General features: G+C 65.2%; 24 protein-coding genes. 5 read left to right on the plus strand and 19 right to left on the minus strand.

Translation table 11 applies throughout. The features are described 5' to 3' along the window. Nucleotides 1-2 precede the first annotated feature (2 nt). Nucleotides 3-908 (minus strand): 30S ribosomal protein S6--L-glutamate ligase, encoded by a 906-nt coding sequence (gene rimK / locus N0B28_RS01065; RefSeq protein WP_043861622.1) that lies wholly within the window; start codon nt 906-908, stop codon nt 3-5. Next, nucleotides 905-1,387, minus strand: a complete 483-nt coding sequence (locus N0B28_RS01070) for an ATP-dependent zinc protease (protein WP_054915912.1) — start codon at nt 1,385-1,387, stop codon at nt 905-907. Before N0B28_RS01070 ends, rimK begins: the two co-directional genes overlap by 4 nt. A gap of 109 nt (nt 1,388-1,496) precedes the next feature. Between N0B28_RS01070 and N0B28_RS01075 the strand changes: the two genes are divergently transcribed. Beyond that, nucleotides 1,497-1,898 carry a S4 domain-containing protein gene (locus N0B28_RS01075; protein WP_043861624.1) on the plus strand — a complete coding sequence of 134 codons (402 nt, stop codon included), beginning with the start codon at nt 1,497-1,499 and terminating at the stop codon, nt 1,896-1,898. On the opposite strand, the gene N0B28_RS01080 is transcribed toward N0B28_RS01075, so the two are convergent. Beyond that, the gene (locus N0B28_RS01080) at nt 1,895-2,698 is read right to left on the minus strand and encodes a phosphatase PAP2 family protein (RefSeq protein ID WP_078481608.1); all 804 of its coding nucleotides are present in this window, start codon (nt 2,696-2,698) and stop codon (nt 1,895-1,897) included. The genes N0B28_RS01075 and N0B28_RS01080 overlap by 4 nt on opposite strands. 105 nt (nt 2,699-2,803) lie before the next feature. On the opposite strand from N0B28_RS01080, the gene hslO reads away from it, so the two are divergent. Both hslO and N0B28_RS01090 read left to right on the plus strand, forming a co-directional pair. Next, a complete protein-coding gene (gene hslO, locus N0B28_RS01085; protein ID WP_043861626.1) occupies nt 2,804-3,706 on the plus strand; it encodes an Hsp33 family molecular chaperone HslO in 903 nt (300 codons plus the stop codon). A gap of 179 nt (nt 3,707-3,885) precedes the next feature. Then, nucleotides 3,886-5,427, plus strand: a complete 1,542-nt coding sequence (locus N0B28_RS01090) for a phosphoenolpyruvate carboxykinase (protein WP_043861627.1) — start codon at nt 3,886-3,888, stop codon at nt 5,425-5,427. Between the two features lie 63 nt (nt 5,428-5,490). Here the strand turns inward: N0B28_RS01090 and N0B28_RS01095 are convergent, their stop codons facing one another. After that, nucleotides 5,491-5,778, minus strand: coding sequence for a helix-turn-helix domain-containing protein (locus N0B28_RS01095; protein WP_054915914.1), 288 nt, complete (start codon nt 5,776-5,778; stop codon nt 5,491-5,493). After that, nucleotides 5,778-6,092, minus strand: a complete 315-nt coding sequence (locus N0B28_RS01100) for a hypothetical protein (RefSeq protein WP_275729910.1) — start codon at nt 6,090-6,092, stop codon at nt 5,778-5,780. Before N0B28_RS01100 ends, N0B28_RS01095 begins: the two co-directional genes overlap by 1 nt. 179 nt (nt 6,093-6,271) lie before the next feature. Between N0B28_RS01100 and N0B28_RS01105 the strand changes: the two genes are divergently transcribed. Next, nucleotides 6,272-6,700: a thioesterase family protein gene (locus N0B28_RS01105; RefSeq protein ID WP_043861629.1), complete on the plus strand. Its 429-nt coding sequence runs from the start codon at nt 6,272-6,274 to the stop codon at nt 6,698-6,700. A gap of 12 nt (nt 6,701-6,712) precedes the next feature. Here the strand turns inward: N0B28_RS01105 and N0B28_RS01110 are convergent, their stop codons facing one another. The 13 genes from N0B28_RS01110 to N0B28_RS01170 all read right to left on the minus strand — a co-directional run bounded on the left by N0B28_RS01110 (nt 6,713) and on the right by N0B28_RS01170 (nt 20,501). After that, nucleotides 6,713-7,369, minus strand: a complete 657-nt coding sequence (locus N0B28_RS01110) for a response regulator transcription factor (RefSeq protein WP_043861630.1) — start codon at nt 7,367-7,369, stop codon at nt 6,713-6,715. A gap of 39 nt (nt 7,370-7,408) precedes the next feature. Beyond that, a complete protein-coding gene (locus N0B28_RS01115; RefSeq protein ID WP_213606707.1) occupies nt 7,409-8,476 on the minus strand; it encodes a chemotaxis response regulator protein-glutamate methylesterase in 1,068 nt (355 codons plus the stop codon). After that, complete coding sequence (locus tag N0B28_RS01120) at nt 8,473-9,285, minus strand: protein-glutamate O-methyltransferase CheR (protein WP_043861632.1); 813 nt, start codon at nt 9,283-9,285, stop codon at nt 8,473-8,475. Before N0B28_RS01120 ends, N0B28_RS01115 begins: the two co-directional genes overlap by 4 nt. Beyond that, entirely contained in the window at nt 9,286-9,798 is a 513-nt protein-coding gene (locus N0B28_RS01125; protein ID WP_043861633.1) for a chemotaxis protein CheW, read from the minus strand. Between the two features lie 13 nt (nt 9,799-9,811). Beyond that, nucleotides 9,812-11,434 carry a methyl-accepting chemotaxis protein gene (locus tag N0B28_RS01130; protein WP_043861634.1) on the minus strand — a complete coding sequence of 541 codons (1,623 nt, stop codon included), beginning with the start codon at nt 11,432-11,434 and terminating at the stop codon, nt 9,812-9,814. A 2-nt stretch (nt 11,435-11,436) separates the two neighbouring features. Then, nucleotides 11,437-13,455 (minus strand): chemotaxis protein CheA, encoded by a 2,019-nt coding sequence (locus tag N0B28_RS01135; RefSeq protein ID WP_043861635.1) that lies wholly within the window; start codon nt 13,453-13,455, stop codon nt 11,437-11,439. Between the two features lie 2 nt (nt 13,456-13,457). Continuing rightward, on the minus strand, nt 13,458-13,784 hold the full coding sequence (locus N0B28_RS01140; RefSeq protein ID WP_058541680.1) for an STAS domain-containing protein: 327 nt from the start codon (nt 13,782-13,784) through the stop codon (nt 13,458-13,460). 5 nt (nt 13,785-13,789) lie between these two features. Beyond that, the gene (locus N0B28_RS01145; protein ID WP_043861637.1) at nt 13,790-14,155 is read right to left on the minus strand and encodes a response regulator; all 366 of its coding nucleotides are present in this window, start codon (nt 14,153-14,155) and stop codon (nt 13,790-13,792) included. A 17-nt stretch (nt 14,156-14,172) separates the two neighbouring features. Next, nucleotides 14,173-15,243: a methyl-accepting chemotaxis protein gene (locus N0B28_RS01150; RefSeq protein ID WP_231390811.1), complete on the minus strand. Its 1,071-nt coding sequence runs from the start codon at nt 15,241-15,243 to the stop codon at nt 14,173-14,175. A gap of 331 nt (nt 15,244-15,574) precedes the next feature. Further along, nucleotides 15,575-16,054 (minus strand): glycine zipper domain-containing protein, encoded by a 480-nt coding sequence (locus N0B28_RS01155; RefSeq protein ID WP_043861639.1) that lies wholly within the window; start codon nt 16,052-16,054, stop codon nt 15,575-15,577. 295 nt (nt 16,055-16,349) lie between these two features. Beyond that, complete coding sequence (locus tag N0B28_RS01160) at nt 16,350-18,686, minus strand: FdhF/YdeP family oxidoreductase (protein WP_054915919.1); 2,337 nt, start codon at nt 18,684-18,686, stop codon at nt 16,350-16,352. Further along, nucleotides 18,683-19,519, minus strand: coding sequence for a formate dehydrogenase accessory sulfurtransferase FdhD (gene fdhD / locus N0B28_RS01165; RefSeq protein WP_054915920.1), 837 nt, complete (start codon nt 19,517-19,519; stop codon nt 18,683-18,685). The genes N0B28_RS01160 and fdhD overlap by 4 nt, the downstream gene beginning before the upstream one ends. A 94-nt stretch (nt 19,520-19,613) precedes the next feature. Beyond that, on the minus strand, nt 19,614-20,501 hold the full coding sequence (locus tag N0B28_RS01170; RefSeq protein ID WP_054915921.1) for a LysR family transcriptional regulator: 888 nt from the start codon (nt 20,499-20,501) through the stop codon (nt 19,614-19,616). An 84-nt stretch (nt 20,502-20,585) separates the two neighbouring features. Here N0B28_RS01170 and lysM point away from each other — a divergent pair, with 84 nt between their 5' ends. Then, nucleotides 20,586-21,026, plus strand: a complete 441-nt coding sequence (lysM, locus tag N0B28_RS01175; protein ID WP_058541679.1) for a peptidoglycan-binding protein LysM — start codon at nt 20,586-20,588, stop codon at nt 21,024-21,026. 83 nt (nt 21,027-21,109) lie between these two features. Here the strand turns inward: lysM and yrfG are convergent, their stop codons facing one another. After that, the gene (gene yrfG, locus N0B28_RS01180) at nt 21,110-21,772 is read right to left on the minus strand and encodes a GMP/IMP nucleotidase (protein WP_058541678.1); all 663 of its coding nucleotides are present in this window, start codon (nt 21,770-21,772) and stop codon (nt 21,110-21,112) included. Nucleotides 21,773-21,838: the final 66 nt, after the last annotated feature.

Raw genomic sequence — 21,838 nt, forward strand, 5'->3', positions numbered from 1 at the left:
GCTCAGCCCTTGCCCTTGGTGCGGGTCAGGTTCGGCCCGCCGTTCTTCTCCAGGTGTTCGATGATCATCCCGGCCACGTCCTTGCCGGTGGTGACCTCGATGCCTTCCAGGCCCGGCGAGGAGTTGACCTCCATCACCAGCGGGCCGTGATTGGAGCGCAGGATATCCACGCCGGCCACGCTCAGGCCCATGACCTTGGCAGCGCGGATGGCGGTCATGCGCTCTTCCGGGGTGACCTTGATCAGGCTGGCGGTGCCGCCCCGGTGCAGGTTGGAGCGGAACTCGCCGGGCTTGGCCTGGCGCTTCATCGAGGCGATCACCTTGTCGCCCACCACAAAGCAGCGAATGTCGGCGCCACCGGCCTCCTTGATGTACTCCTGCACCATGATGTTCTGCTTCAGGCCCATGAAGGCCTCGATCACCGACTCGGCCGCCTTGGTGGTTTCGCACAGCACCACGCCGATGCCCTGGGTGCCCTCGAGCACCTTGATCACCAGGGGGGCGCCGTTGACCATCTGGATCAGGTCGGGGATGTCGTCGGGCGAATGGGCAAAGCCGGTGACCGGCAGGCCGATGCCACGGCGCGACAGCAGCTGCAGCGAGCGCAGCTTGTCCCGCGAGCGGGCGATGGCCACCGATTCGTTGAGCGGGAACACGCCCATCATCTCGAACTGGCGCAGCACCGCGCAGCCATAGAACGTCACCGACGCGCCGATGCGCGGGATGACGGCGTCGAACCCTTCCAGCGGCTTGCCGCGATAGTGGATCTGCGGCTTGTGGCTGGCGATGTTCATGTAGGCGCGCAGGGTATCGATCACAACCATTTCATGGCCTCGTTGCGTACCGGCTTCGACCAGACGACGAGTGGAATACAGACGCGGGTTCCGCGACAGCACAGCGATCTTCATGCAACACCTGTGGAGGGGGTAATGGTGGCCGGAGAGGCCGGCTTGTCCTGTACGTATTTGAGGCCCGGGTTGACCACCAGCTGGCCGTGTACCAGGGCCTTGGAGCCGAGCAGCAGGCGATAGCGCATGGCCTTGCGGCAGGCCAGGGTGAACTCCACTTCCCACACCCGGTCGCCGAGCGCCAGGGGCGTGCGGATCACGTAGCGGGTCTGGGCATGGCCATTGGAGCTCTTGATGGTCTTCATCGTCACCAGCGGCGCTTCGCAGCGCCGGTGACGCAGTTGTACCACCGAACCCAGGTGCGCGTTGAAGCGGACCCAGGTTTCACCATCGCGTTCGAAGGTTTCCACTTCGGTGGCGTGCAGGCTGGAGGTGCTGGCGCCGGTGTCGATCTTGGCGCGCAGGCCTGCCACGCCGAGGTCGGGCAAGGCCACCCACTCGCGCAGGCCGATCACGCTCAAATGGTCAAATGTCTTCAAGATGCACAACCTGGGTAAAAGTCGGTGAACTGTAAGCACGCCGCGTATTTTTTGCATCCGCCAGTTACGGTAGTACAGTTCCATGAAACAAATGAATCGGGGAAATGCCATGGCACAAAAGCCGGAAGAGGACGACAAGGTTCGCCTGGACAAATGGTTGTGGGCGGCGCGCTTCTACAAGACCCGCGCCCTGGCCAAGGCGGCGATCGAGAGCGGCAAGGTGCATTGTCGGGGCGAGCGTTGCAAGCCGGGCAAGGAGCCGCGGGTGGGTGACGAGTTCGTGCTGCGTACCGGTTTCGACGAGCGTACCGTGGTGGTCACGGCGCTGTCGGTGGTGCGCCGCGGCGCACCCGAGGCACAGGCGCTGTACGAGGAGACCGCACAGAGCCTGGCACGCCGCGAGCAGGCCGCGGCGCTGCGCAAGGCCGGCGCCCTTGGGGTAAGCACCGACGGGCGGCCCACCAAGAAGCAGCGCCGCCAGCTACATCAGTTGCACGACAGCGCCGGTTAGCCCCGCGCGCCGATCACGCTCAGGCGGCCGAGCAGCGGCAGCCGTGCCAGCCAACCGAACAAGGGCGCGGTGACACGCATCAGGCCGGCGCTGGTCCGGGCAGCAAACGGCGTATAGTAACTCCAGCCCAGCGCCAGGATGGCCATGCCCAGGCCGCCGATATAGTCGTCCTGGCCCCAGTGGGCACCCGCCACCAGGCGTGGCAGCATGAACAGCACCGCCAGTGCCCAGATCAGCACATGCTGCATCAGGCGGCGGCTGAACAGGCTCATGAACAGTGCCCACAGCAGCAGCACCGAGGCGTGGTCGCCGGGGAAGCTCTGGCTGGAACGGTCCTTGAGCTCCCAGCGCGCTTCGAGCGCCGGGTAGTAGTCGCTGAGCATGATGGCGTCACTGAACACCATCGACGGGCTATGGTGCTGCCAGCCCATCAGGCGTACCAGCTTGGAGAAAAGGGCGCGGATCACCACCAGCACCAGCAGGGTCACCAGGAAGCCGAAAAAAGCCCGGCGCACCTCGACGGCCTTGAATACCCAGTCGCCGCGAATCAGCAGCATCAGCATGATGAGCCCGACCACGATGTCGAACGGGCGCAGGCTGCCCAGGGTCCAGATGCTGCGCCACAGGGTGTTGTCGGCCAGTGGGCGATTGAGGGCGTGGAACAGCCATTCGTCGAGCGCCATGCAAAGGGCCTGGCCAACGGGCCATAACCAGAAACACAGTAGTGCAACGGGAATCAACGTAGCCAGACACAGGGGGCCCCAAGCCCACCTGGCTTGGAACAGGGGTGGATTGTCCATAAACTACCTCTTTTACAGCGCTATCGTTCGCACCATTCTGGTGCTCTAAACGGGGCTTTATAGGCCCTTGAAATTATTTTGTCATCTTTCAGAAAGCCAGAAACCATGTCCGATTTGCCAGATACCGACTTCACCCAACGCTTCATCTTCGACGAGCGCGACGTACGCGGCGAACTGGTTTCGCTCGAGCGCAGCTACGCCGAAGTCCTGGCCAAGCACCCCTACCCGCAGCCGGTGGCGCAACTGCTCGGTGAGCTGATGGCCGCGGCGGCGCTGCTGGTGGGCGCGCTCAAGTTCGACGGCCTGCTGATCCTGCAGGCACGCTCCGAAGGGCCGATCCCGCTGCTGATGATCGAGTGCTCCAGCGAGCGCGACATCCGTGGCCTGGCGCGCTACCACGCCGAGCAGATCGCCCCCGATGCCACCCTGGGCGACCTGATGCCCGATGGCCAGCTGGCGCTGACCATCGACCCGGCGCAGGGCCAGCGCTACCAGGGCATTGTCGACCTGGATGGCGAGAACCTCTCGGAGTGCTTCACCAACTACTTCGTGATGTCCCAGCAGGTGGGCACGCGCTTCTGGCTCAACGCCGATGGCCAGCGCGCCCGCGGCCTGCTGCTGCAGCAGTTGCCGGCCGACCGCCAGAAGGACGAGGACGACCGCGAAGACAGCTGGAAGCACGTCACGGCCCTGGCCAATACGCTGAAGGCCGAAGAGCAACTGGGCCTGGACAACGAGACCGTGCTGCACCGTCTGTACCACGAAGATGCCGTGCGCCTGTTCGATATCCAGCCGCTGCAGTTCCGCTGCAGCTGCTCGCGTGAGCGCTCGGGCAACGCGCTGGTCAGCCTCGGCCAGGACGATGCCCTGGCCCTGGCGGCCGAGCATGGCGGGGCAATCGAAATCGACTGCCAGTTCTGCAACCAGCGCTACCTGTTCGATGAAACCGAAATCGCACAATTGTTCGCCGGCGGGGGTGTTGACGCACCGTCAGATACTCGTCACTAAAACGTTTAAGCTCAGGTAAATCTCCTGTCGAACGCCGGAAACACGCCGTTCTGACAGGAGGGCCCTACTTTTTTTGGGCGTTTCTGGCATAATCCCGCCACTTTTTTCGCTGTAGTAGTTTTAAAAGCTCTACTACAAAACGTTCGGAGCACTCGGCCGCAGGCCGGATGGGGAATCTCATGACGCAAGCCAACAACACCGTGTACACCGACCTGAGCGTCGATGAACTGGTAAAAGAAGCGCTGAACCGCGGTGAAGGCGAGCTGGCCGATACGGGCGCGCTGGTCGTGAAAACTGGTCACCGCACCGGTCGTTCGCCGGTCGACCGTTTCATCGTCGACGAGCCGTCCACCTCGTCTGCCATCGCCTGGGGCCCGATCAACCGCAAGTTCCCGGCCGACAAGTTCGATGCCCTGTGGGACCGCGTCGAGGCGTTCAACAACGCCCAGGATCATTTCGTTTCCCACGTGCACGTAGGTGCGGCTGCCGAGCACTACCTGCCGGTACGCATGACCACCCAGACTGCCTGGCAGAACCTGTTCGGCCGTTGCCTGTTCATCAACCCGGCGCAGTACAACCCGGCCGGTCGTGATGAGTGGCAAGTGCTCAATGTCGCCAACTTCGAATGCGTGCCCGAGCGTGACGGCACCAACTCCGACGGTTGCGTGATCCTCAACTTCGCCCAGAAGAAGGTACTGATCGCTGGCATGCGTTACGCCGGCGAGATGAAGAAAGCCATGTTCTCGGTGCAGAACTTCCTGCTGCCGGCTGCCGACGTGCTGCCGATGCACTGCGCCGCCAACATCGGCGAAGCAGGCGACGTGACCCTGTTCTTCGGCCTGTCGGGCACCGGCAAGACCACCCTGTCGGCTGACGAAAGCCGTTACCTGATCGGTGACGACGAGCACGGCTGGGGCGAGGGCGTGGTGTTCAACATCGAAGGCGGTTGCTATGCCAAGTGCATCGACCTGTCGGAGAAGAACGAGCCGGTCATCTGGAAAGCCATCAAGCATGGTGCCGTGCTGGAAAACGTCGTCATCGACGACGCCAAGCACGCTGACTACTCCGATGTCAGCCTGACCCAGAACAGCCGTGCGGCCTACCCGCTCGAGCACGTTGCCAAGCGTTCCGAGAAGAACCTGGGTGGCGAGCCCAACGCAGTGATCTTCCTGACCTGCGACCTGACCGGCGTACTGCCACCGGTATCGATCCTCAGCGAAGAGCAGGCGGCCTACCACTTCCTGTCCGGTTACACCGCGCTGGTGGGCTCCACCGAAATGGGTTCGGGCAGCGGCATCAAGTCGACCTTCTCCACCTGCTTCGGCGCGCCGTTCTTCCCGCGTCCGGCTGGCGAATACGCTGAACTGCTGATCAAGCGTATCCGTGGTTTCGGTTCCAAGGTGTACCTGGTCAACACCGGCTGGACCGGTGGTGGCTACGGTGTGGGCAAGCGCTTCAACATCCCGACCACCCGTGCGGTGATCGCGGCCATCCAGAGCGGCGCACTGGTCGGTGCTGAAACCGAGCACCTGGACATCATCAACCTGGACGTGCCGAAACTGGTACCGGGTGTTGAAACCGTACTGCTCAACCCGCGCAACACCTGGGCTGACAGCGCTGCCTACGACGAAGCGGCCAAGGGCCTGGCTTCGCTGTTCATCGAGAACTTCAAGAAGTTCGACGTTTCCGACGCCATCAAGGCAGCGGGTCCGCAACTGTAAGTTGCTGCTCGCCAGCTGAGAAAAAGCCGCCCGAATGGGCGGCTTTTTCGTTTGGGCTGTGATTCAGGCCAATGCGGCCAGAACATGTTCCGGGTCATTGTGAATCGCACGCAGCAGTGCCCGTGCTGGCCCTTCTGGAGCACGGCGTCCTTGCTCCCAATTGCGCAACGTACCCAGCGGTACATCGATACACTGCGCAAATCTTTCCTGGGTAAGCCCGGTTGCTTCGCGTATGGCCCTGACCTGCATGGCGTCTACCTTGAACTCGCGTGAAGGTTTGCGCTCCCCCCGATCGATTTCAGCCATCTCGGTCATGCTGTCAACGAGACGACCGAAAAGATTCCTGTCCATCATTTCCACCCTTGGTTGAGGCTTCGAAGTACGGCTTTCTGTTTTTTAGTCAATGTGTCGTGGATGCCTTTGCGGTAGATAAGCAGCAAACGGATCTGGCTGGCTGACACTGCGTAGTAATAGATCACTCGAACCCCGCCGCTTTTTCCTTTGCCTTTTGCTGCCCATCGAATTTTTCGCAGCCCGCCGGTATCTTCGATCGGGTCACCTGCTTCAGGGTGCTCGGCAAGATACACCTGAAGCGACAGGTACTCGTGATCATCGAGATGGCTTGAAACGTCGCTGGTAAATACGCTTGTTTCGATGAAGAGCATGCCAATCTTTGTACGCCATTGGCGTAGTTAGAGTCTATGCCTTGCGCAGTAGCGGCGCAACCGCATGGATGTTTCGAATAGGCGCCCATGCTATTCAGCCCTGCTACGGTTTACTGTCACCGTGCTTCTGAATTCGTTGTGGGATGCTTCCCGCCCCCTTCACTGCATACAGGTCATTCATGTCTGCCACACCCGAACGCCACCACTACCCCCACGTCCACCCCCTGCCGACCCGCTGGCAGGACAACGACGTCAACGGCCACATCGCCAGCGCCACGGTCTACGCCTTCTTCGACAGCGCCGTGCAGGCCTACCTGATCGAGCATGCCGGGCTCGACCCGCAGGACGGCGAGGTGGTGGGGTTCGTGGTCAGTTCGGGGTGCGACTTCTTCGCCTCGGCCGCCTTCCCCGAATGCCTGGAAGTCGGCCTGCGCGCGGTGCGGGTGGCCGGCAGTTCGGTGGAGTACCAACTGGCCCTGTTCAAGGTCGGTGAAGCTCAGCCCTGCGCCGCCGGGCGCATGGTGCAGGTGTTCGTCGAGCGTGCCACCGGCCAGCCCGCCAGCTTGCCGACGGCCCTGCAAGGCGCCCTGGTAGCCCTGCAAGGCTGAAACCCGGCGCGGTCAGTCGTTGATGCGGATGATGCCTTCGCGCACCGCAAACAGCACCAGGCCCGGTATGTCGTGTATCTGCAGGCGGTGCATGATCTGCGAGCGGTGCGCCTCCACCGTCTTCACGCTCAGGCCCAGGCCATCGGCAATCGAGCGGGTCGACTCGCCTCGTGCAATCAGGCGCAGGATCTCCAGCTGGCGGGTGGTCAGTTGCATGGTGCTGCTGCCGGCATGGCGCTTGCGGCTGTGCTTGACCGCCTGCCCGATCACCAGCGGCAACACCGCCGACGACAGGTACTGGCCGCCGTTCTTCAACGCCTGCAACGCCAGCTCCAGTTCCAGCACGGTGGCGGTCTTGAGCAGAAAGCCGTGGGCACCCTGCTGCAGGCACTTCATCACGAACTCCAGCTCCGAGCGCGCCGACAGCATCAGCACCATGCTTGCCGGCACGCGCAGGCACAGCTCGCGCAGGATCTCTTCGCTCTCCAGCGCATCCAGCGCCATGTCCAGCATGATGATGTCCGGCTTGAGCTGTTCGGCGAGCTCGACGGCGCTCACGCCGTCACCGGTTTCACCCACCACTGCGTAATCTTGTTTTTGTTCGAGCAGCGCGCGCAGCCCCGCTCTGAACAGGGGCGACTCGTCTGCAAGGAGTATTCGGCAAAGCATAGGTAGGCCTGTGTCGCAAGGTAAGGGGCGGTGTATGGCTCAGCTGGCACGTGGGTTGTCGCTGAACTGGGCGATCAGCGCCGGCAACCGTGTCAGCGGTTCCACCGCCTGGGCCGCACCCAGCCGTATGGCTTCCTTGGGCATGCCGAACACGATGCAACTGGCCTCGTCCTGTGCCACGGTGGCGGCGCCTTGCTCACGCATGCTCAGCAGGCCTCGGGCACCGTCATCGCCCATCCCGGTCATGATGATGCCAAGGGCATTGCCCCCGGCATGCCGGGCGGCGGAGCGAAACAGGACATCGACCGAGGGTTTGTGCCGATTGACGGCGGGACCGTCGAGCACCTCCACCAGGTAGTGCGCACCACTGCGTTTGAGCTGCATGTGCAGGCCCCCCGGGGCCAGCAGTGCCAGGCCGCTGTGGACACGGTCCAGATGCCTGGCCTCGCGCACCTCGATCTGACAGAGGCTGTTCAGGCGCCTGGCGAAGTCGGCAGTGAACCTGGCTGGCATGTGCTGCACGATCACGATGCCCGGGCAATCGCGCGGCAGCTGACGCAGGATGAACTCCAGCGCCTGGGTGCCGCCGGTCGAGCAGCCAAGTGTAACGATTCGCTCGGTGGTTTTGCTTGGGGTTGCAGGCAGTGCACTGGTTTTTTCTTTCGCCTGCGACAGAGGTAACAATACCGGGCGGGTGCGGGCTGCTTCCTCGATGCTGCGGATCAGCCCGCTGGCGAGGTTCTCCAGGCTCTGGCGCAGGCCCAGCCGGGCCTTGGTGAACACGCCGACCGCCCCGGCGGCCAGGGCCTGGAGATTGAGGTCGGTGCCGGCTTCGGTGAGGGTCGAGCAGATGATCGTCGGCGTGGGGCGCTCGGCCATGATCTGGCGCAGAAAGGTCAGGCCGTCCATGCGCGGCATCTCGATGTCCAGCACCAGCACATCGGGCCAGTCACGGCGCATCTTCTCGATGGCATACAGCGGGTCGGCGGCCATGCCGATCACGCGGATGCGCGGGTGGTCGTTCAGGCACTGGTTGAGCACCTGGCGCACCAGCGCCGAGTCGTCGACGATGAACACCCGCACCGGCGCCGTCGCACGCTCGGTCATACGCGCTCGAACACCGAGGGGTGCACCAGCCTGAGCGGCAGCTCGAAGCCGTGGATGCTTTCGGCGTGCCCGATGAACAGCAGCCCGCCGGGGCGCAGCTGGTTGACCAGGCGCTGCACGATCAGCTGTTTCTGCGGGGTGTCGAAGTAGATCAGGATGTTGCGCAGGAATATCACGTCGAACGGCCCCAGGCCCTCGGGCAGCGGCTGCACCAGGTTGATCTCGCGCAGGCTCACCCGCGCTCGCAGGTGCGCCTGCACGCGCAGGCGCCCGTGCATGTCGCCGACCCCGCACAGGCAGTGGCGCTGCATCCAGCCATCGGGAAAGTAGCGCGCCTGGGCGATGTCGTAGATGCCTTGCTCGGCCAGCGTCAGCATGCTCTGGCTGAGGTCGCTGGCCAGGATCGACCAGTCGCTGCCGGTAGCGTGCTCGGCCACGGTCATGGCCAGGCTGTAGGGCTCCTCGCCCGACGAGCAGGCCGCGCTCCACAGCCGCAGCGGCCCCTTGCGCCGGCCCAGCCACTGGCCAAGGAATTCGAAGTGCGGGAACTCGCGAAAGAAGTAGGTCTCGTTGGTGGTCAGCAGGTCGATCACCAGGCGCCGCTCGCGGCTGTGGGTCGGGCGCTCGATCAGGTGCAGGTAGTCGCGGTAGTTGTCCAGGTGGTAGTGACGCAGGCGTTTCATCAGGCGCCCGGCCACCAGCGAGCGCTTGTTGCTGGCCAGGTGGATGCCCGAGGCGCTGCTCATCAGCGTCTGCAGGCGGCTGAACTCCTGTTCGCCCAGCACCGGCAGTTTGAAGGTCGAGGGCATTCAGGAGCCCTTCGCGGCCTGGCTGAGGTAGCGGATATCTTCCAGCGACAGCACCTGGGGCATGTTCAGGATGATCAAAAAGCCCTGCTCCTGCTGGGCCATGCCGGCAATGAAGTCGGCACGGATGCCGGTGCCGAACGGTGGCGCCGGCACCACCCCGTGCGGGTCGATGTCGAGTACCGCGTCCACCGCATCCACAACCAGGCCGATGCGCTGCACACCGTCCTCGAGGGGCAGGGCGATGATCACGATGCAGGTGCGCTTGCCGGCCTCGGTCAGTTCCATGCCGAAGCGTGCTGCCAGGTCCAGTACCGGCACCACGTTGCCGCGCAGGTTGAGCACGCCGTGAATGTAGGCGGGCATCATCGGCACGCGGGTGATCTCGGCGTACTCGATGATCTCGCGCACCAGTTCGATGGGCAGTGCATAGCCGGCCTCGCGCACGCGAAAGGTCAGGTGCTGGACACTGGTGGGCAGGTGCGGCGCGGGCGCCGCAGACTCTAGGGTGTGCATGGGGACGCCTCGGTCAAGTGAAGCTGACGAACTGGCCTTCATCGATCAGCGCCTTGTGGGTGGGCTTGTAGGCGCCGACTTGCGGTTCGCCCACCCGGGGCAGGGCACGCGCAGTGCTGCCGGCCTCGAAGCGGAAGAAGCCGATCAGCTCCTGCAACTGGCCGGCCTGGGCGTTCATTTCTTCGGCGGTGGCGGCCAGCTCTTCGGAAGCCGAGGCGTTCTGCTGGGTGATCTGGTTCATCTGGCCCATGGCGATGTTGATCTGCCCGGCGGCGCTGCTCTGCTCCTGCGAGGCGGCGGTGATTTCCTGCACCAGGTCCGAGGTCTTCTGGATGTTGGGCACGATCTCGCTGAGCAGGCTGCCGGCCTGTTCGGCCAGTTGCACGCTGCTGGAGGCCACCTGGCCGATTTCCTGCGCCGCCACCTGGCTGCGTTCGGCCAGCTTGCGCACCTCGGCGGCCACCACGGCAAAGCCCTTGCCGTGATCGCCGGCACGGGCGGCCTCGATGGCGGCGTTAAGCGCCAGCAGGTTGGTCTGGTAGGCAATGTCGTCGATGATGCCGATCTTCTCGGCGATCTGCTTCATCGCCAGCACCGTGTCGCCCACTGCGCCGCCGCCCTGCACCGCGTCGTTGGCCGCCTTGCCGGCGATGCCGTCGGTGACCTTGGCGCTTTCGGTGTTCTGCGCGATCGAGGCCGACATCTGCTCGACCGAAGCGCTGGTCTGCTCGACGCTGGCGGCTTGCTCGTTGGCCGCCTGGCTCAGCGATTGCGAGGTCGAACTGACCTGTTCGGAGGCCGACGACAGCGCATCGGCGGCGCTGCGCACATCGCCCAGGATGCTGCGCAGGCGCAGGGTCATGTTCTGCATCGAGCCCAGCAACTGCCCGGTCTCGTCCTTGTGGGTCACTACCAGGTCCTGGCTCAGATCGCCGGCGGCCATGCGGTCGGCGGCCTGCACTGCGCCTGCCAGCGGCCGGGTGATGCTGCGGGTGACCAGCACGCCGATCAGCATGCCGATCAGGGTTGCGGCGGCGACCAGGGCGATCATCTGCACCCGCGAGCGTTCGTAGATGACGCTGATCTCGGCGTTCGCCTCGCCGGCGCGCGCCTGCTTGGCAGCGCTGGCCTCACCCAGCAACTGGTCGACCACGTTGGCCGCCGCGACGTTCTGCGGCATCAGCGCCAGCGCTTCGGAAGCAATCTGCAGGTCGCCCGACTGCTGGTGCACCCCCAGCAACTGGTTGGCCACGCTGATGTAGGCCTGCAGCGGCGCGTCGATTCTTTCCACCTGGGCGCGGCCTTCCTTGGTGATGAAGTGCTCGCGCGCCTTGATCAGCAGTTCGCGGGTCTTTTCCATCGCCGCACGGGCGGTGGCGGCCGACTGGTCGCGCTCCTGGGCGGTGGTGGAGAGCAGGCTCTGGCGCACGGCGCGGTTGGCCATCAGCAGCTGGATGTTGGCTTGCTGCAAGGTGCTCAGGCCGGCCACGTCCAGCTCGTACATGCGGTCCGACAGGCCGTTGACCTGCTCCAGGTTGCGCAGGCCGATGACGCCGATGAGCGCGGTCAGCGCCACCACCAGCAGAAAGCCCAGGGTCAGGCGCACGCCTATCTTCATATTGCTGATCAACTGCATGTCTATTCTCCGGAAGGGCTTGGCAACAGGTGCGGCGTCTCGCCTTCGGCGCGTTGCTGCGACTGGCGGAACAGGCTGGGGATATCGAGTATCAGCGCCACCTGGCCAGAGCCGAGGATGGTCGAGCCGCTGATGCCACTGAGGTGTTGGAACAGTTGCCCCAAGGGCTTGATCACGGTCTGCAGCTCGCCGTGCAACTGGTCGACGATCAGCCCGGCATGCTGCCGGCCCTGGCTGACCACCACGATGTTGCGGCGCACGCAGGCGCTGCGCGGCAGGCCGAAATGCGGTTGCAGGTCGATGCACGGCAGCGGCCGCCCGCGCAGGTTCAGGTGGCCCTGCTCGGCCTGGTTGGCGGGCGCCTCCATGCATTCGGTGACCATGTCCAGCGGGATCACGAAGTGCTCCTCGCCCACGCTCACCAGAAACCCGTCGATGATCGCCAGGGTCAGCGGCAGGCGGATGCGGAAGGTGCAGCCATGGCCGGCCCTGGAGTCGATCTCGATGACCCCGCGCAACTGGTCGATGGCGCTGCGCACCACGTCCATGCCCACCCCGCGTCCGGACAGGTTGGACACCTGCTCGGCGGTGGAAAAACCCGCTTCGAAGATCAGCAGGTGGATGTCCTGTTCGCTCATCGGCGAATCGCTGTCGAGCATGCCGCGGGCGATGGCCTTCTCGCGGATCTTCGCGGTGTTCAGGCCGCGCCCGTCATCCTGGATCTCGAGCACGATCATGCCCGAGTCGTGGTAGGCGTTCAGGCGCAGCTGACCCTGCTCGGGCTTGCCGGCGGCGCGGCGCTCGGCAGGGGCCTCGATGCCGTGGTCGATGGCGTTGCGCACCAGGTGCACCAGCGGGTCGGCGATGCGGTCGATCAGGGTCTTGTCCAGCTCGGTGTCGCCGCCGCTGATGGTCAGCGCGATCTGCTTGTCCAGCGCCTGACTCACATCGCGCACCACGCGGTGGAAGCGGTTGAAGGTCTCGCCCACTTCGACCATGCGCAGTTTCAGCGCCCGCTCGCGGATCTGCTCCACATGCTGCTGCACCGCCTGCACGCTTTCGATGCAGGCGGCGTGGGCACTGCGCAGGGCCTGCATCTGGGCGCCGGCGGTGGCGATGACCAGCTCGCCGACCAGGTTGATCAGCTCGTCGAGCTTTTGCGCAGCCACCTTGACCTGGCTGCTGGAGGCAGTGCGCGGCTCGCCAGCGGGCATCGATGGCAAGGGTGTGGCGGTTGCAGGCGCCAACGTTTGCGCCGGTGCACGGGGTTCGGCCGGCAAGGCGGTATCGGTCGGCTCCTGGGCCTGCAGGCGCAGGGTGCAGAAGTCCTGCACCAGGGCGAACACGTCTTCGAGCTGCTCGCGGCTGGCGTCGCTGTGCAGGCTCACTTCGAAGCCCAGGTAGCAGGCCTCCGGGTCGAGGCTGTCGAGCTCCGGCACGGCCCAGGTGAGGGTCTGCAGGCTGAGGATGTCGCCCAGCCGCGCCAGGTAGCGGATGAACGCCGCCGGGTCGAAGCCGTTGCTCAGCAGCTCGCTGGCAAAGCGGATCGACAGGTGCCAGGTACGCAAGCGGGGCGCACCGTGCGGGGCTGCCAGCGGGTTGTCCACAGACGCGGGCAGCTCGCCCTGATGTGCCTGCAATGCCGCCAGCAGGGCGGCCTGGCGTGGCGTGTGCGCTGGCATGCTGACCTGCTGCGGGTCGATGCTGTCGAGCATCACCCCCAGTTCGTCCATGCACTGCAGCATCAACGAGGTGAGCGGAGCGTCCAGCACCCGCGCACCGTCGCGTACCCCCATCAGCAGGTTTTCCAGCTGGTGCGCCAGCGCCACCAGTGGGTCGAGGGAGAAGATCCCCGCCGAGCCCTTGAGCGTGTGCACGGCGCGAAACAGCGCGTTGATCGCCGCGTCGTCATCGGGGCGGGTTTCCAGGCGCAGCAGGCTGTCTTCGGCTTCCTTGAGCAGGTCGCGGGCCTCTTCGAGAAAGCCCTGCAGCAGCTGGCTCCATTGCTCGGCGTCGAACATGCTCACTCCTCGCACGGCACGGGGCTACCGGCCGGGCACAATGCGGGCAGGCGCAGCAGCTCCAGCAACGCCCGGGCGTTGCCCGGCAGGGCGATCACCTCGGCGTCGTGGCCATTTGCGCAGAGGGTCTTGTGCAGGCTCAGCAGCAGTTGCACGCCGGCACTGTCGAGCTCGCCCAGGCCGCCCAGGTCCAGTTGCCAGGGCACTGGCTGAGCGGGCAACAGGGCCAGCAGCTGCTCGCGTGCGGCGCGCACCTCATAGATGGTCAGGTCGCCGTCCAGGCGTAGCCGTGCGGGGGTGTCGGCGGTGGCTGCGGCGAGTGTGAACATGCGCGTCAGCCAATCAGCTTTTCGACAGCCGCCAGCAACTGCTGGGGCTGGAACGGCTTGACGATCCAGGCCCGCGCTCCGGCGGCCTGGCCCTCGGCCTTCTTGGCCTGCTCGCTTTCGGTGGTGAGCATCATGATCGGGGTGAAGCGGTATTCGTTGCGCGCCTTGAGCGCCTTGACCAGGCCGATGCCGTCCAGGTTGGGCATGTTCACGTCGCTGATCACCAGGTTGATCTTCTGCCCGGTGAGCTTGTTAAGCGCGTCGCGCCCGTCACAGGCTTCGATCACCTGGTGGCCGGCGCTGGCCAGGCTGATTTTCACGAGTTGGCGCATCGAGGCGGAGTCGTCCACGATCAGGATGGTCTTGGCCATGTTCAGGGCTTCCGGAGTTAGAAAAAGGTCACGTCGCTGCTGGATGCCGACTGGCTGTGGCCAGCCCGTTCCTCGCTGGTGGTGAAGCGCTGGCGCAATTGCTGCAGCCAGCCTTGCGGGTCGTGCAGGCGCGGGTCGTCGTGCGCCAGGGCATCGAGCAGTTGCAGCAGGTCGGCCTGCAGGTGGTCGAGCATCTGGTCGGCGCGATCCTGGAACTGCAGGCTGACCATGATCGCGTGGATATCTGCCTGGGTGGCGCGGGCATCCTGTTGCAGCGCCCGCGAGGCGCCGTCGAGGGCGTCGAGGTTGCCGCCCAGGTCGCTGATCACCTCGTCGAGCACCTGCTCCAGCTCGCGCAGGTTGGCCTGCTCTTCGCTGCCCAGCGCGGTGGCGGCATCGATGCTGGACTGGATCGACTGGTTGATCTCGCCCACCTTGGCGTCCATCGACTGGCCGGTCTCGGCCGACAGGCTGGAGAGCTTGCGCACCTCGTCGGCGACCACCGAGAAGCCGCGGCCGAACTCGCCGGCGCGGGCAGCCTCGATGGCGGCATTGAGCGCCAGCAGGTTGGTCTGGCTGGCAACTTCCTGCACGCGCTTGGCCATCTGCTGGAGCTGGCCGGCGTAGCTGCCCAGATGATTGATGGTGGTCAGAAATTCATGCTGGCGCTGGCTGCTGGCGGCGAAGCTTTCGGTGACCCGGCGCAGACGCTGGTTGGCCTCGCGCAGGTTCTCGCCCACGCCGCCATTGGCCAGCACGTTGTCCGCGTCGTTGAGGCTGTGTTCCAGTCGCTGGTTGATGGCGCCGAAGCGTTCGAGCAACTGGCTGATGTTGTCGCCCAGCAGGGTTCGGCTCTGTTGGAGGCTGTCGATCCAGCTGGGCGTCACCACCGGCAGCAGGGTGTGCAGTGGCGGCTGTTCGAGCACGATGGGCGCGTCGCTGACCGCAGCCACCTGTGCCACGGGGCGCGGGCGCAGCAAGGTGCTGGCAAGCAGTACCAGCGACAGCCCGGCCAGGCCCAGGGGCAGCAGGTCGAGCAGCAGGCCGAAGGCGCCGAGGGCCGTGCCGATCCATATTCCCAGGTACATCCGCATTCCGTGCGCCCACTGCGTCGCTTAAGGTGGGGCGGATCATAGCGATTGCTATTTGACGTCAAAATCGGGACGCCCCTTAAGCCGACCCGTCAGTCACAAAACAGCCGACGCAAACAGGCCCCTGCCGATGTTGATCGGACAGTCAATATAAAAGGCTGGAAAGCTGGCCGAACAACAGGCTCGAAGGTTTTCGCGCAGGGGGCGGGGCGGGGAAAGGCTTAGGTGAATGGCTTAAGCCAATGGCGTGATGGCACATGGCTTGATTGCTACGTTTGCGGGTACAACTGCGGCGCTGCCGGCGCGGGGCCGGCAGCGTCGATGGAATTCAGCGGTGACGCCAGCGTTTGTCGTGCTTGCGATGGCCGTAGTGGTGGCCGCGATCGCGGTAGTGGCGGCGGTCGTCGTAGCCGCGGCCGCGGTTGTTGTAGCGGCGGTCTTCGTCGTCGCTCTTGTTGCCCATGTAGTTGCCCAGTGCACCGCCCGCACCGCCGCCGGCTGCGGCGCCGATCAGGCTGCCGGTGTTGCCGCCCACGCTGCGGCCCACCACGTTGCCGCCGGCCGCACCCAGTGCGCCACCGATGGCCGCCTCGCCGCGGCTGCGCTTGTCGGCACCTACCGCGCTACCGGCTGCACCGCCCAGGCCGGCGCCGATGGCCGAACCGGTGCTGCCACCGATCGACTGGCCAACCACCGAACCCAATACCCCGCCCAATGCGCCGCCGATACCGGCTTCGGTGGAGCCACCTGCCGAGGCAACGCCACTGAGCAGGCCGAGAGACAACAGCAGAATCGAGGAGTACTTCATAAGGGAGCCTCAAAGGGATGACGAGGCGATCCTGAGGCTCTGCAACACGCACTGGCAACGCAAATCCGACGATTGGCACGACGTGTATACAATTTTATAAGTTACTGTTTTTACAGTGAAACTTAATGCGTTTTTGCGGGTCTGAGCTTACTTGGGACGAAGGCCCTGGCAGTGATGCCAGGGCCTTTTTCTTGCCTGCAGTTATGCGCTGAACGAACTGCTGGCAAGCCAGCTCCCACAGCGTTCTGCATGCGCCGCAAGACCCTGTGGGAGCCGGCGTTGCCGGCGAAGGGGCCTAGATGATCCTGGCCGTGGCGCTGGCCGCCTCGATCCTGATCGCCACGAACTTCGACGTCGGCGTATGGCTGCCATCGCCCACGCTTTCCAGTGGCACCAGCGGGTTCACCTCGGGGTAGTAGGCTGCCGCCTGCCCCGCCGGAATGTCGAATGCCAGCAAGGTGAAGCCCTTGACCCGGCGCTCGCGGCCATCGCCCCACAACGACACGATATCGGCCTTGTCACCGGGGTTGAAACCCAGCCGGATGATATCCGCCTCGTTGGCGAACAGCACGTCGCGCTGCCCCTTGACCCCACGGTAACGGTCATCCAACCCGTAGATGGTGGTGTTGTACTGATCGTGGGAACGCATCGACTGCATGATCAGGTCCGGCACCTGGCCGCTGGCGCGCACGCTCTCGTGCAGCAGGTCGTCGGGCAACGCATTGGCCTTGAAGTTGGCCCGCCCGCTGGGTGTCTTCCACTGGCGCTGGCCGGCGCTGTTGCCCAGGTAGAAGCCACCGGGGTGCTGCAGGCGCTGGTTGAACCCCTCGAACCCTGGAATGGTGTCGGCGATCAGTTCGCGAATGCGCCCATAGTCGGCCACCAGCCAATGCCAGTCCACCGGTTTGCTGCCCAGGGTGGCGGCAGCGATTCCGGCGATCACCGCCGGCTCCGAGCGCATCTGGCGCGACAGCGGTTTGAGCTGGCCGTTGGAGGCATGCACCATGCTGAACGAGTCCTCCACCGTCACTGCCTGCGGGCCTTCGCCCTGCAGGTCGATATCGGTACGTCCCAGGCACGGCAGAATCAGTGCCTGCTGCCCGTGGATCAGGTGGCTGCGGTTGAGCTTGGTGCTGATCTGCACCGTCAGCTCGCAGTTGCGCAGCGCCTGCGCAGTGCGCTCGGTGTCGGGGGTGGCCTGGGCGAAGTTGCCGCCCAGCCCGATGAACACCCGCGCCTTGCCATCGAGCATGGCGCGAATCGCCTCCACCGTGTTGTGGCCGTTGTGGCGCGGCACGGCAAAGCCGAAGCGGCGCTCCAGTGCATCCAGCAGCGCCACCGGCGGGCGTTCGTTGATGCCCATGGTACGGTCGCCCTGCACGTTGCTGTGGCCGCGCACGGGGCATAGCCCGGCCCCTGGCACCCCAAGGTTGCCGCGCAGCAGCATCAGGTTGGCGATTTCCTGGATGGTCGGCACCGAGTGACGGTGCTGGGTGATGCCCATGGCCCAGCACATGATGACTTTTTCAGCCCGCGCATACATGCGTGCGGCCTGCTCGATATCGGCCAGGCCCAGGCCCGACTGTTGCACGATCTGCTCCCAGCTGCTGGCCTCGACCACTTCAAGGTAGGCCTCCACGGCCGCAGTGTGTTCGGCGATGAAGGCATGGTCGAACACCGCTGGCGCACCTGTTGCCTGCGCCTCGCGCTCCCACTGCAGGAGGAACTTGGCCATGCCGCGCAGCAGCGCCATGTCGCCGCCCAGGGCGGGGCGAAAATAGGCGGTGTTGGTCGGACGATCACCGTTGGTGAGCATCTCCAGCGGGTGCTGCGGGTGCTGGAAGCGCTCCAGGCCGCGCTCCTTGAGCGGGTTCACGCACACCACCTGGGCACCGCGCTTGACCGCCTCGCGCAGCGGTTCAAGCATGCGCGGGTGGTTGGTGCCAGGGTTCTGGCCCCACACGAAGATCGCGTCGGCGTGCTCGAAATCGTCGAAGGTCACCGTACCCTTGCCGACCCCGACGCTCTGGCCCAGGGCCACGCCGCTGGCCTCGTGGCACATGTTCGAGCAGTCCGGGAAGTTGTTGGTGCCGTAGGCGCGCACGAACAACTGGTACAGGTAGGCCGCCTCGTTGCTGGCCCGGCCCGAGGTATAGAACTCCGCCTGGTCGGGGCTGGTCAGGCCGTTGAGGTGGCGCGCGATCAGGGCGAAGGCGTTGTCCCAGCTGATCGGCTGGTAACGGTCGTTGGAGGGGTTGTACACCATCGGCTCGGTGAGCCGGCCCTGGTACTCCAGCCAGTAGTCGCTCTGGCCCAGCAGCGAGGTGACGCTGTGGCGGGCGAAGAAGGCCGCATCGACCCGGCGCTTGGTGGCCTCCCAGTTGACCGCCTTGGCGCCGTTCTCGCAGAACTTGACCATGCCGCTTTCCGGCGAGTCGCCCCAGGCGCAGCCCGGGCAGTCGAAGCCGCCGTTCTGGTTGGTCTTGAGCAGGGCGCGGATGTTCTTCAGCGCGTTGTCGCTGCCGATCCAGGCTTGCGCCACACTGCGCAGCGCGCCCCAGCCGCCGGCGGCGCCGTGGTAGGGCTTGTAGCGGGGGACCGGCTTCTGGTCGGCTTGATGATGCAGGCTCACGGGCGACTCTCCTGCGCCGGGCTGTAGACCCTTGGCGCACTGTGGTGCGGCAGGTGGATAAGGTTGAGCTGGTGGCGGCGCGCCCATTGCAGCGCCAGGCCGGTGGGCGCAGACAGGCTCACCAGGGTCTGGATGCCGGCGCGCAGTACCTTCTGGATCAGCTCCAGGCTGCAGCGGCTGGTGACTACCGCCAGGCCGCCGTCGAGGGCGATGTGCTGACGCACCAGGGCGCCGATCAGCTTGTCCAGGGCGTTGTGCCGGCCGATGTCTTCGCGGCCCAGCAGCAGTTCGCCCTGATCGTTCATGAACAGTGCCGCGTGCACCGCGCCGCAGTGCTGGCCCAGTGGCTGGAAGGCGCTGATGCGCTGGCGCAGGCCGTCCAGCCAGTGCGGCGGCGGCAGGGGCGCGCCGGGCAGCACCTGCAGATCGGGCAGCGCCTGCTCCACCGCCTCGACGCCACACAGGCCGCAGCCGCTGGTGCCGGCCAGTTGGCGGCGCTGGTTCTTGAGGTTCCAGAAGGCGCGGCTGGCTATCTGCACCTCGGCATGGATGGCCGAGCCGCTGGCCGTGAAGCTCACGTCATAGATGTCGTCGGGGGAGGCGATGATGCCGCTGCCGATGCTGAAACCGACGATGAAGTCGTGCAGATCGGTAGGGCTCACCAGCATCACCGCCTGGCTGATGCCGTTGTAGGCGATCGCCAGGGCCACCTCTTCGGCGAGGTCGGCGCCACCCTGGCTGTTGTCGTCAAGCTGGCGGTAGTCGTAGCGGTTGCTGGCAGCGGGCGCGGCCAGGGGCGTGGACGCCCCGCAGGCCGGGGGTTTGATGGTCATCGGCAGGTACCGGCAGGCAGGTCAGCCTTAAGCCTAGGCCTGCACTCGGGTATCGTCTAATCGCTACTGCCGATGCATTGATAGAGCGCGTCGATCACGCCGGGTCGAGCGACAGGCGGTACTCGGCGATGCAGGCCTCGGCCAGGGCCGAGCGCGGCGCGCTGCGGCGCATGATCAGCCCCAGGGGCGCCAGCGTGGTGGCCTGGTCTATCGGTTGCAGGCGCAGGTGGCCGGTGAGTGCTTCGAGCCCGGCGTTCAGCGGCATCACCGCGCAGCACAGGCCACCCTCCACCGCTTGCACCAGCTGATGAACGGCGTCGGTCTGCAGCAGCAACTGCGGGGCCAGGCCGCGGGTATGGAAGGCGTGGTCGATGGACTGGCGAAAGTGCATGCCGGCGGTCAGCAGGCCCAGCGGCAGCTCGGCCACGGCCTCCCAGCTCAACGGCTGTTCGGCGAATGCGAAGTGACGTGGGTCGAACAGCAGGCCCATGCGTGTGTCGCCCAGGGGCAGGGCCTCGAAGCGCTCGCTGTCGAGACGCTCCAGGTACGACACGCCCAGGTCCAGGCGGTTGCTCGCCAGCTGGTCGAGAATCTGTTCGGAGCTCAACGCGCTCAGCTCGAAACGCAGCTCGGGGTGCTGGCGGTGCAGGCGCTGCAGTAGCGGCAGCGGGTCGAAGCTCGACAGCGGCACCACCCCCAGGCGCAGCGTGCCGGCCAGGTGCCCGCGACAGGCGGCGGCCTCGGCGTACAGGCCGTCGTAGGCCGAGAGTACCGAGCGCGCCCAGGCCAGCACGCGCTCGCCCTGGGCGGTGAAGCCCTCGAAACGCTGGCCGCGGTTGACCAGCGGCAGGCCCAGTTCGCGCTCCAGGTTGCGCAGGCGCATCGACAGCGTGGGCTGGGTCACGTGGCAGCGCGCGGCGGCCTGGCCGAAGTGGCGGGTTTCATCCAGGGCGATGAGGAATTTGAGTTGTTTGATATCCATCGTCGTTCCGGGGCATTGGCAGGCGAAGCATTCTATCTTGTCCTAGACTGCCTGCTCCGGTCATTGATACCTAAGGAGCACAGGATGAGCATTTTTAGTTTCGTGAAAGAAGCGGGTGAAAAACTGATCGACCTGCTCACCCCCGGCAACGCCAAGGCTGACGACCAGTTGAAGGAGCACGTGCAGAAGGTCGGCCTGGGCAACCCGAACATCCAGACCACCGTCGACGGCGACAAGGTCACGGTCAAGGGCGAGGTAGGCAGCCAGGAAGAGAAGGAGAAGATCCTGCTGGCGCTGGGCAACATTGCCGGCGTGGCGTCGGTGGACGACCAGCTCACCGTGACCGGCCCGGTCGTGGCGGCGGCGCGTTTCGTGGTGGTGAAGAAGGGCGACACGCTGAGTGCGATTTCGTTGGCGGTGTATGGCAATGCCAACCAGTACAACAAGATCTTCGAGGCCAACAAGCCGTTGCTGAGCCATCCCGACAAAATCTACCCGGGGCAGACGCTGCGTATTCCGGAGTAAGGCTCCAGCTTGGTGGTGCGGTCTTCGCCGGCAACGCCGGCTCCTACAGGTAAGGTGCCTTGTGTAGGAGCCGGCGAAGCGGCCTACAGCCCCAGCAACAAGTCCCGATAATCTTCCTGCGCCGCAAACTCCGCCGTATCCCGCGGCCCCTTGCGGCTGTCCGGCTGGCGCACTGCCAGCAGGTGCGCCACGCCAAAGTCGCGCGCGCTGCGCAGTATCGCCAGGGTGTCGTCGATGAACAGGCTGCGTGCCGGGTCGAACCCGGTATCCGCGTGCAATGCGCTCCAGAACTGCTGGTCTTCCTTGGGGAAGCCATAGTCATGGGAGCTGATCAGCCGCTCGAAATAGGGCGCCAGCGCCACCCGCTCCAGCTTCAACGACAACGAATCGCGATGGGCATTGGTGATCAGGATCACCCGCTTGCCGGCCTGGCGGATCGCCTGCAGAAAGGTGTCGGCGTCCGGGCGCAGCGCGATCAGGTCGGCCGTTTCCAGTTTCAGCTCGCGCACCGGCAGCTTCAGCTCGGCACTCCAGAAATCCAGGCAGTACCAGTTCAGCGAGCCGGCGTGGCGTTCGAACAGCGGCTGCATTTCCAGCTCGGCCATCGCACGGCTGATGCCATGCAGCTCGGCGTAGCGCTGGGGCAGGTGCTCCAACCAGAAGTGGTTGTCGTAGTGCAGGTCCAGCAGGGTGCCGTCCATATCCAGCAATACGGTATCGATGTCGTGCCAGGCCAGGGAGGGCATGTGAAATATTCTCGTTCGATCCAGACTCGGTGGACGGTATAGTACCCCGTTACCGCCAAGGAGCCG

The sequence above is a fragment of the Pseudomonas sp. SD17-1 genome (genome assembly GCF_029201585.1).
Lineage (GTDB): Bacteria > Pseudomonadota > Gammaproteobacteria > Pseudomonadales > Pseudomonadaceae > Aquipseudomonas > Aquipseudomonas palmensis.

Coding starts and splice junctions, on each gene's coding strand:
- N0B28_RS01090 (WP_043861627.1), top strand. CDS start 3,886: ATGACGCAAGCCAACAACACCGTGTACACCGACCTGAGCGTCGATGAA.
- N0B28_RS01115 (WP_213606707.1), bottom strand. CDS start 8,476: ATGACCGAGCGTGCGACGGCGCCGGTGCGGGTGTTCATCGTCGACGAC.
- N0B28_RS01100 (WP_275729910.1), bottom strand. CDS start 6,092: ATGCTCTTCATCGAAACAAGCGTATTTACCAGCGACGTTTCAAGCCAT.
- yrfG (WP_058541678.1), bottom strand. CDS start 21,772: ATGCCCTCCCTGGCCTGGCACGACATCGATACCGTATTGCTGGATATG.
- N0B28_RS01155 (WP_043861639.1), bottom strand. CDS start 16,054: ATGAAGTACTCCTCGATTCTGCTGTTGTCTCTCGGCCTGCTCAGTGGC.
- N0B28_RS01145 (WP_043861637.1), bottom strand. CDS start 14,155: ATGGCCAAGACCATCCTGATCGTGGACGACTCCGCCTCGATGCGCCAA.
- hslO (WP_043861626.1), top strand. CDS start 2,804: ATGTCCGATTTGCCAGATACCGACTTCACCCAACGCTTCATCTTCGAC.
- N0B28_RS01110 (WP_043861630.1), bottom strand. CDS start 7,369: ATGCTTTGCCGAATACTCCTTGCAGACGAGTCGCCCCTGTTCAGAGCG.
- N0B28_RS01080 (WP_078481608.1), bottom strand. CDS start 2,698: ATGGACAATCCACCCCTGTTCCAAGCCAGGTGGGCTTGGGGCCCCCTG.
- N0B28_RS01130 (WP_043861634.1), bottom strand. CDS start 11,434: ATGCAGTTGATCAGCAATATGAAGATAGGCGTGCGCCTGACCCTGGGC.
- N0B28_RS01170 (WP_054915921.1), bottom strand. CDS start 20,501: ATGGATATCAAACAACTCAAATTCCTCATCGCCCTGGATGAAACCCGC.
- N0B28_RS01095 (WP_054915914.1), bottom strand. CDS start 5,778: ATGGACAGGAATCTTTTCGGTCGTCTCGTTGACAGCATGACCGAGATG.
- lysM (WP_058541679.1), top strand. CDS start 20,586: ATGAGCATTTTTAGTTTCGTGAAAGAAGCGGGTGAAAAACTGATCGAC.
- N0B28_RS01135 (WP_043861635.1), bottom strand. CDS start 13,455: ATGTTCGACGCCGAGCAATGGAGCCAGCTGCTGCAGGGCTTTCTCGAA.
- N0B28_RS01120 (WP_043861632.1), bottom strand. CDS start 9,285: ATGCCCTCGACCTTCAAACTGCCGGTGCTGGGCGAACAGGAGTTCAGC.
- N0B28_RS01150 (WP_231390811.1), bottom strand. CDS start 15,243: ATGTACCTGGGAATATGGATCGGCACGGCCCTCGGCGCCTTCGGCCTG.
- rimK (WP_043861622.1), bottom strand. CDS start 908: ATGAAGATCGCTGTGCTGTCGCGGAACCCGCGTCTGTATTCCACTCGT.
- N0B28_RS01125 (WP_043861633.1), bottom strand. CDS start 9,798: ATGCACACCCTAGAGTCTGCGGCGCCCGCGCCGCACCTGCCCACCAGT.
- fdhD (WP_054915920.1), bottom strand. CDS start 19,519: ATGACCATCAAACCCCCGGCCTGCGGGGCGTCCACGCCCCTGGCCGCG.
- N0B28_RS01105 (WP_043861629.1), top strand. CDS start 6,272: ATGTCTGCCACACCCGAACGCCACCACTACCCCCACGTCCACCCCCTG.
- N0B28_RS01075 (WP_043861624.1), top strand. CDS start 1,497: ATGGCACAAAAGCCGGAAGAGGACGACAAGGTTCGCCTGGACAAATGG.
- N0B28_RS01140 (WP_058541680.1), bottom strand. CDS start 13,784: ATGTTCACACTCGCCGCAGCCACCGCCGACACCCCCGCACGGCTACGC.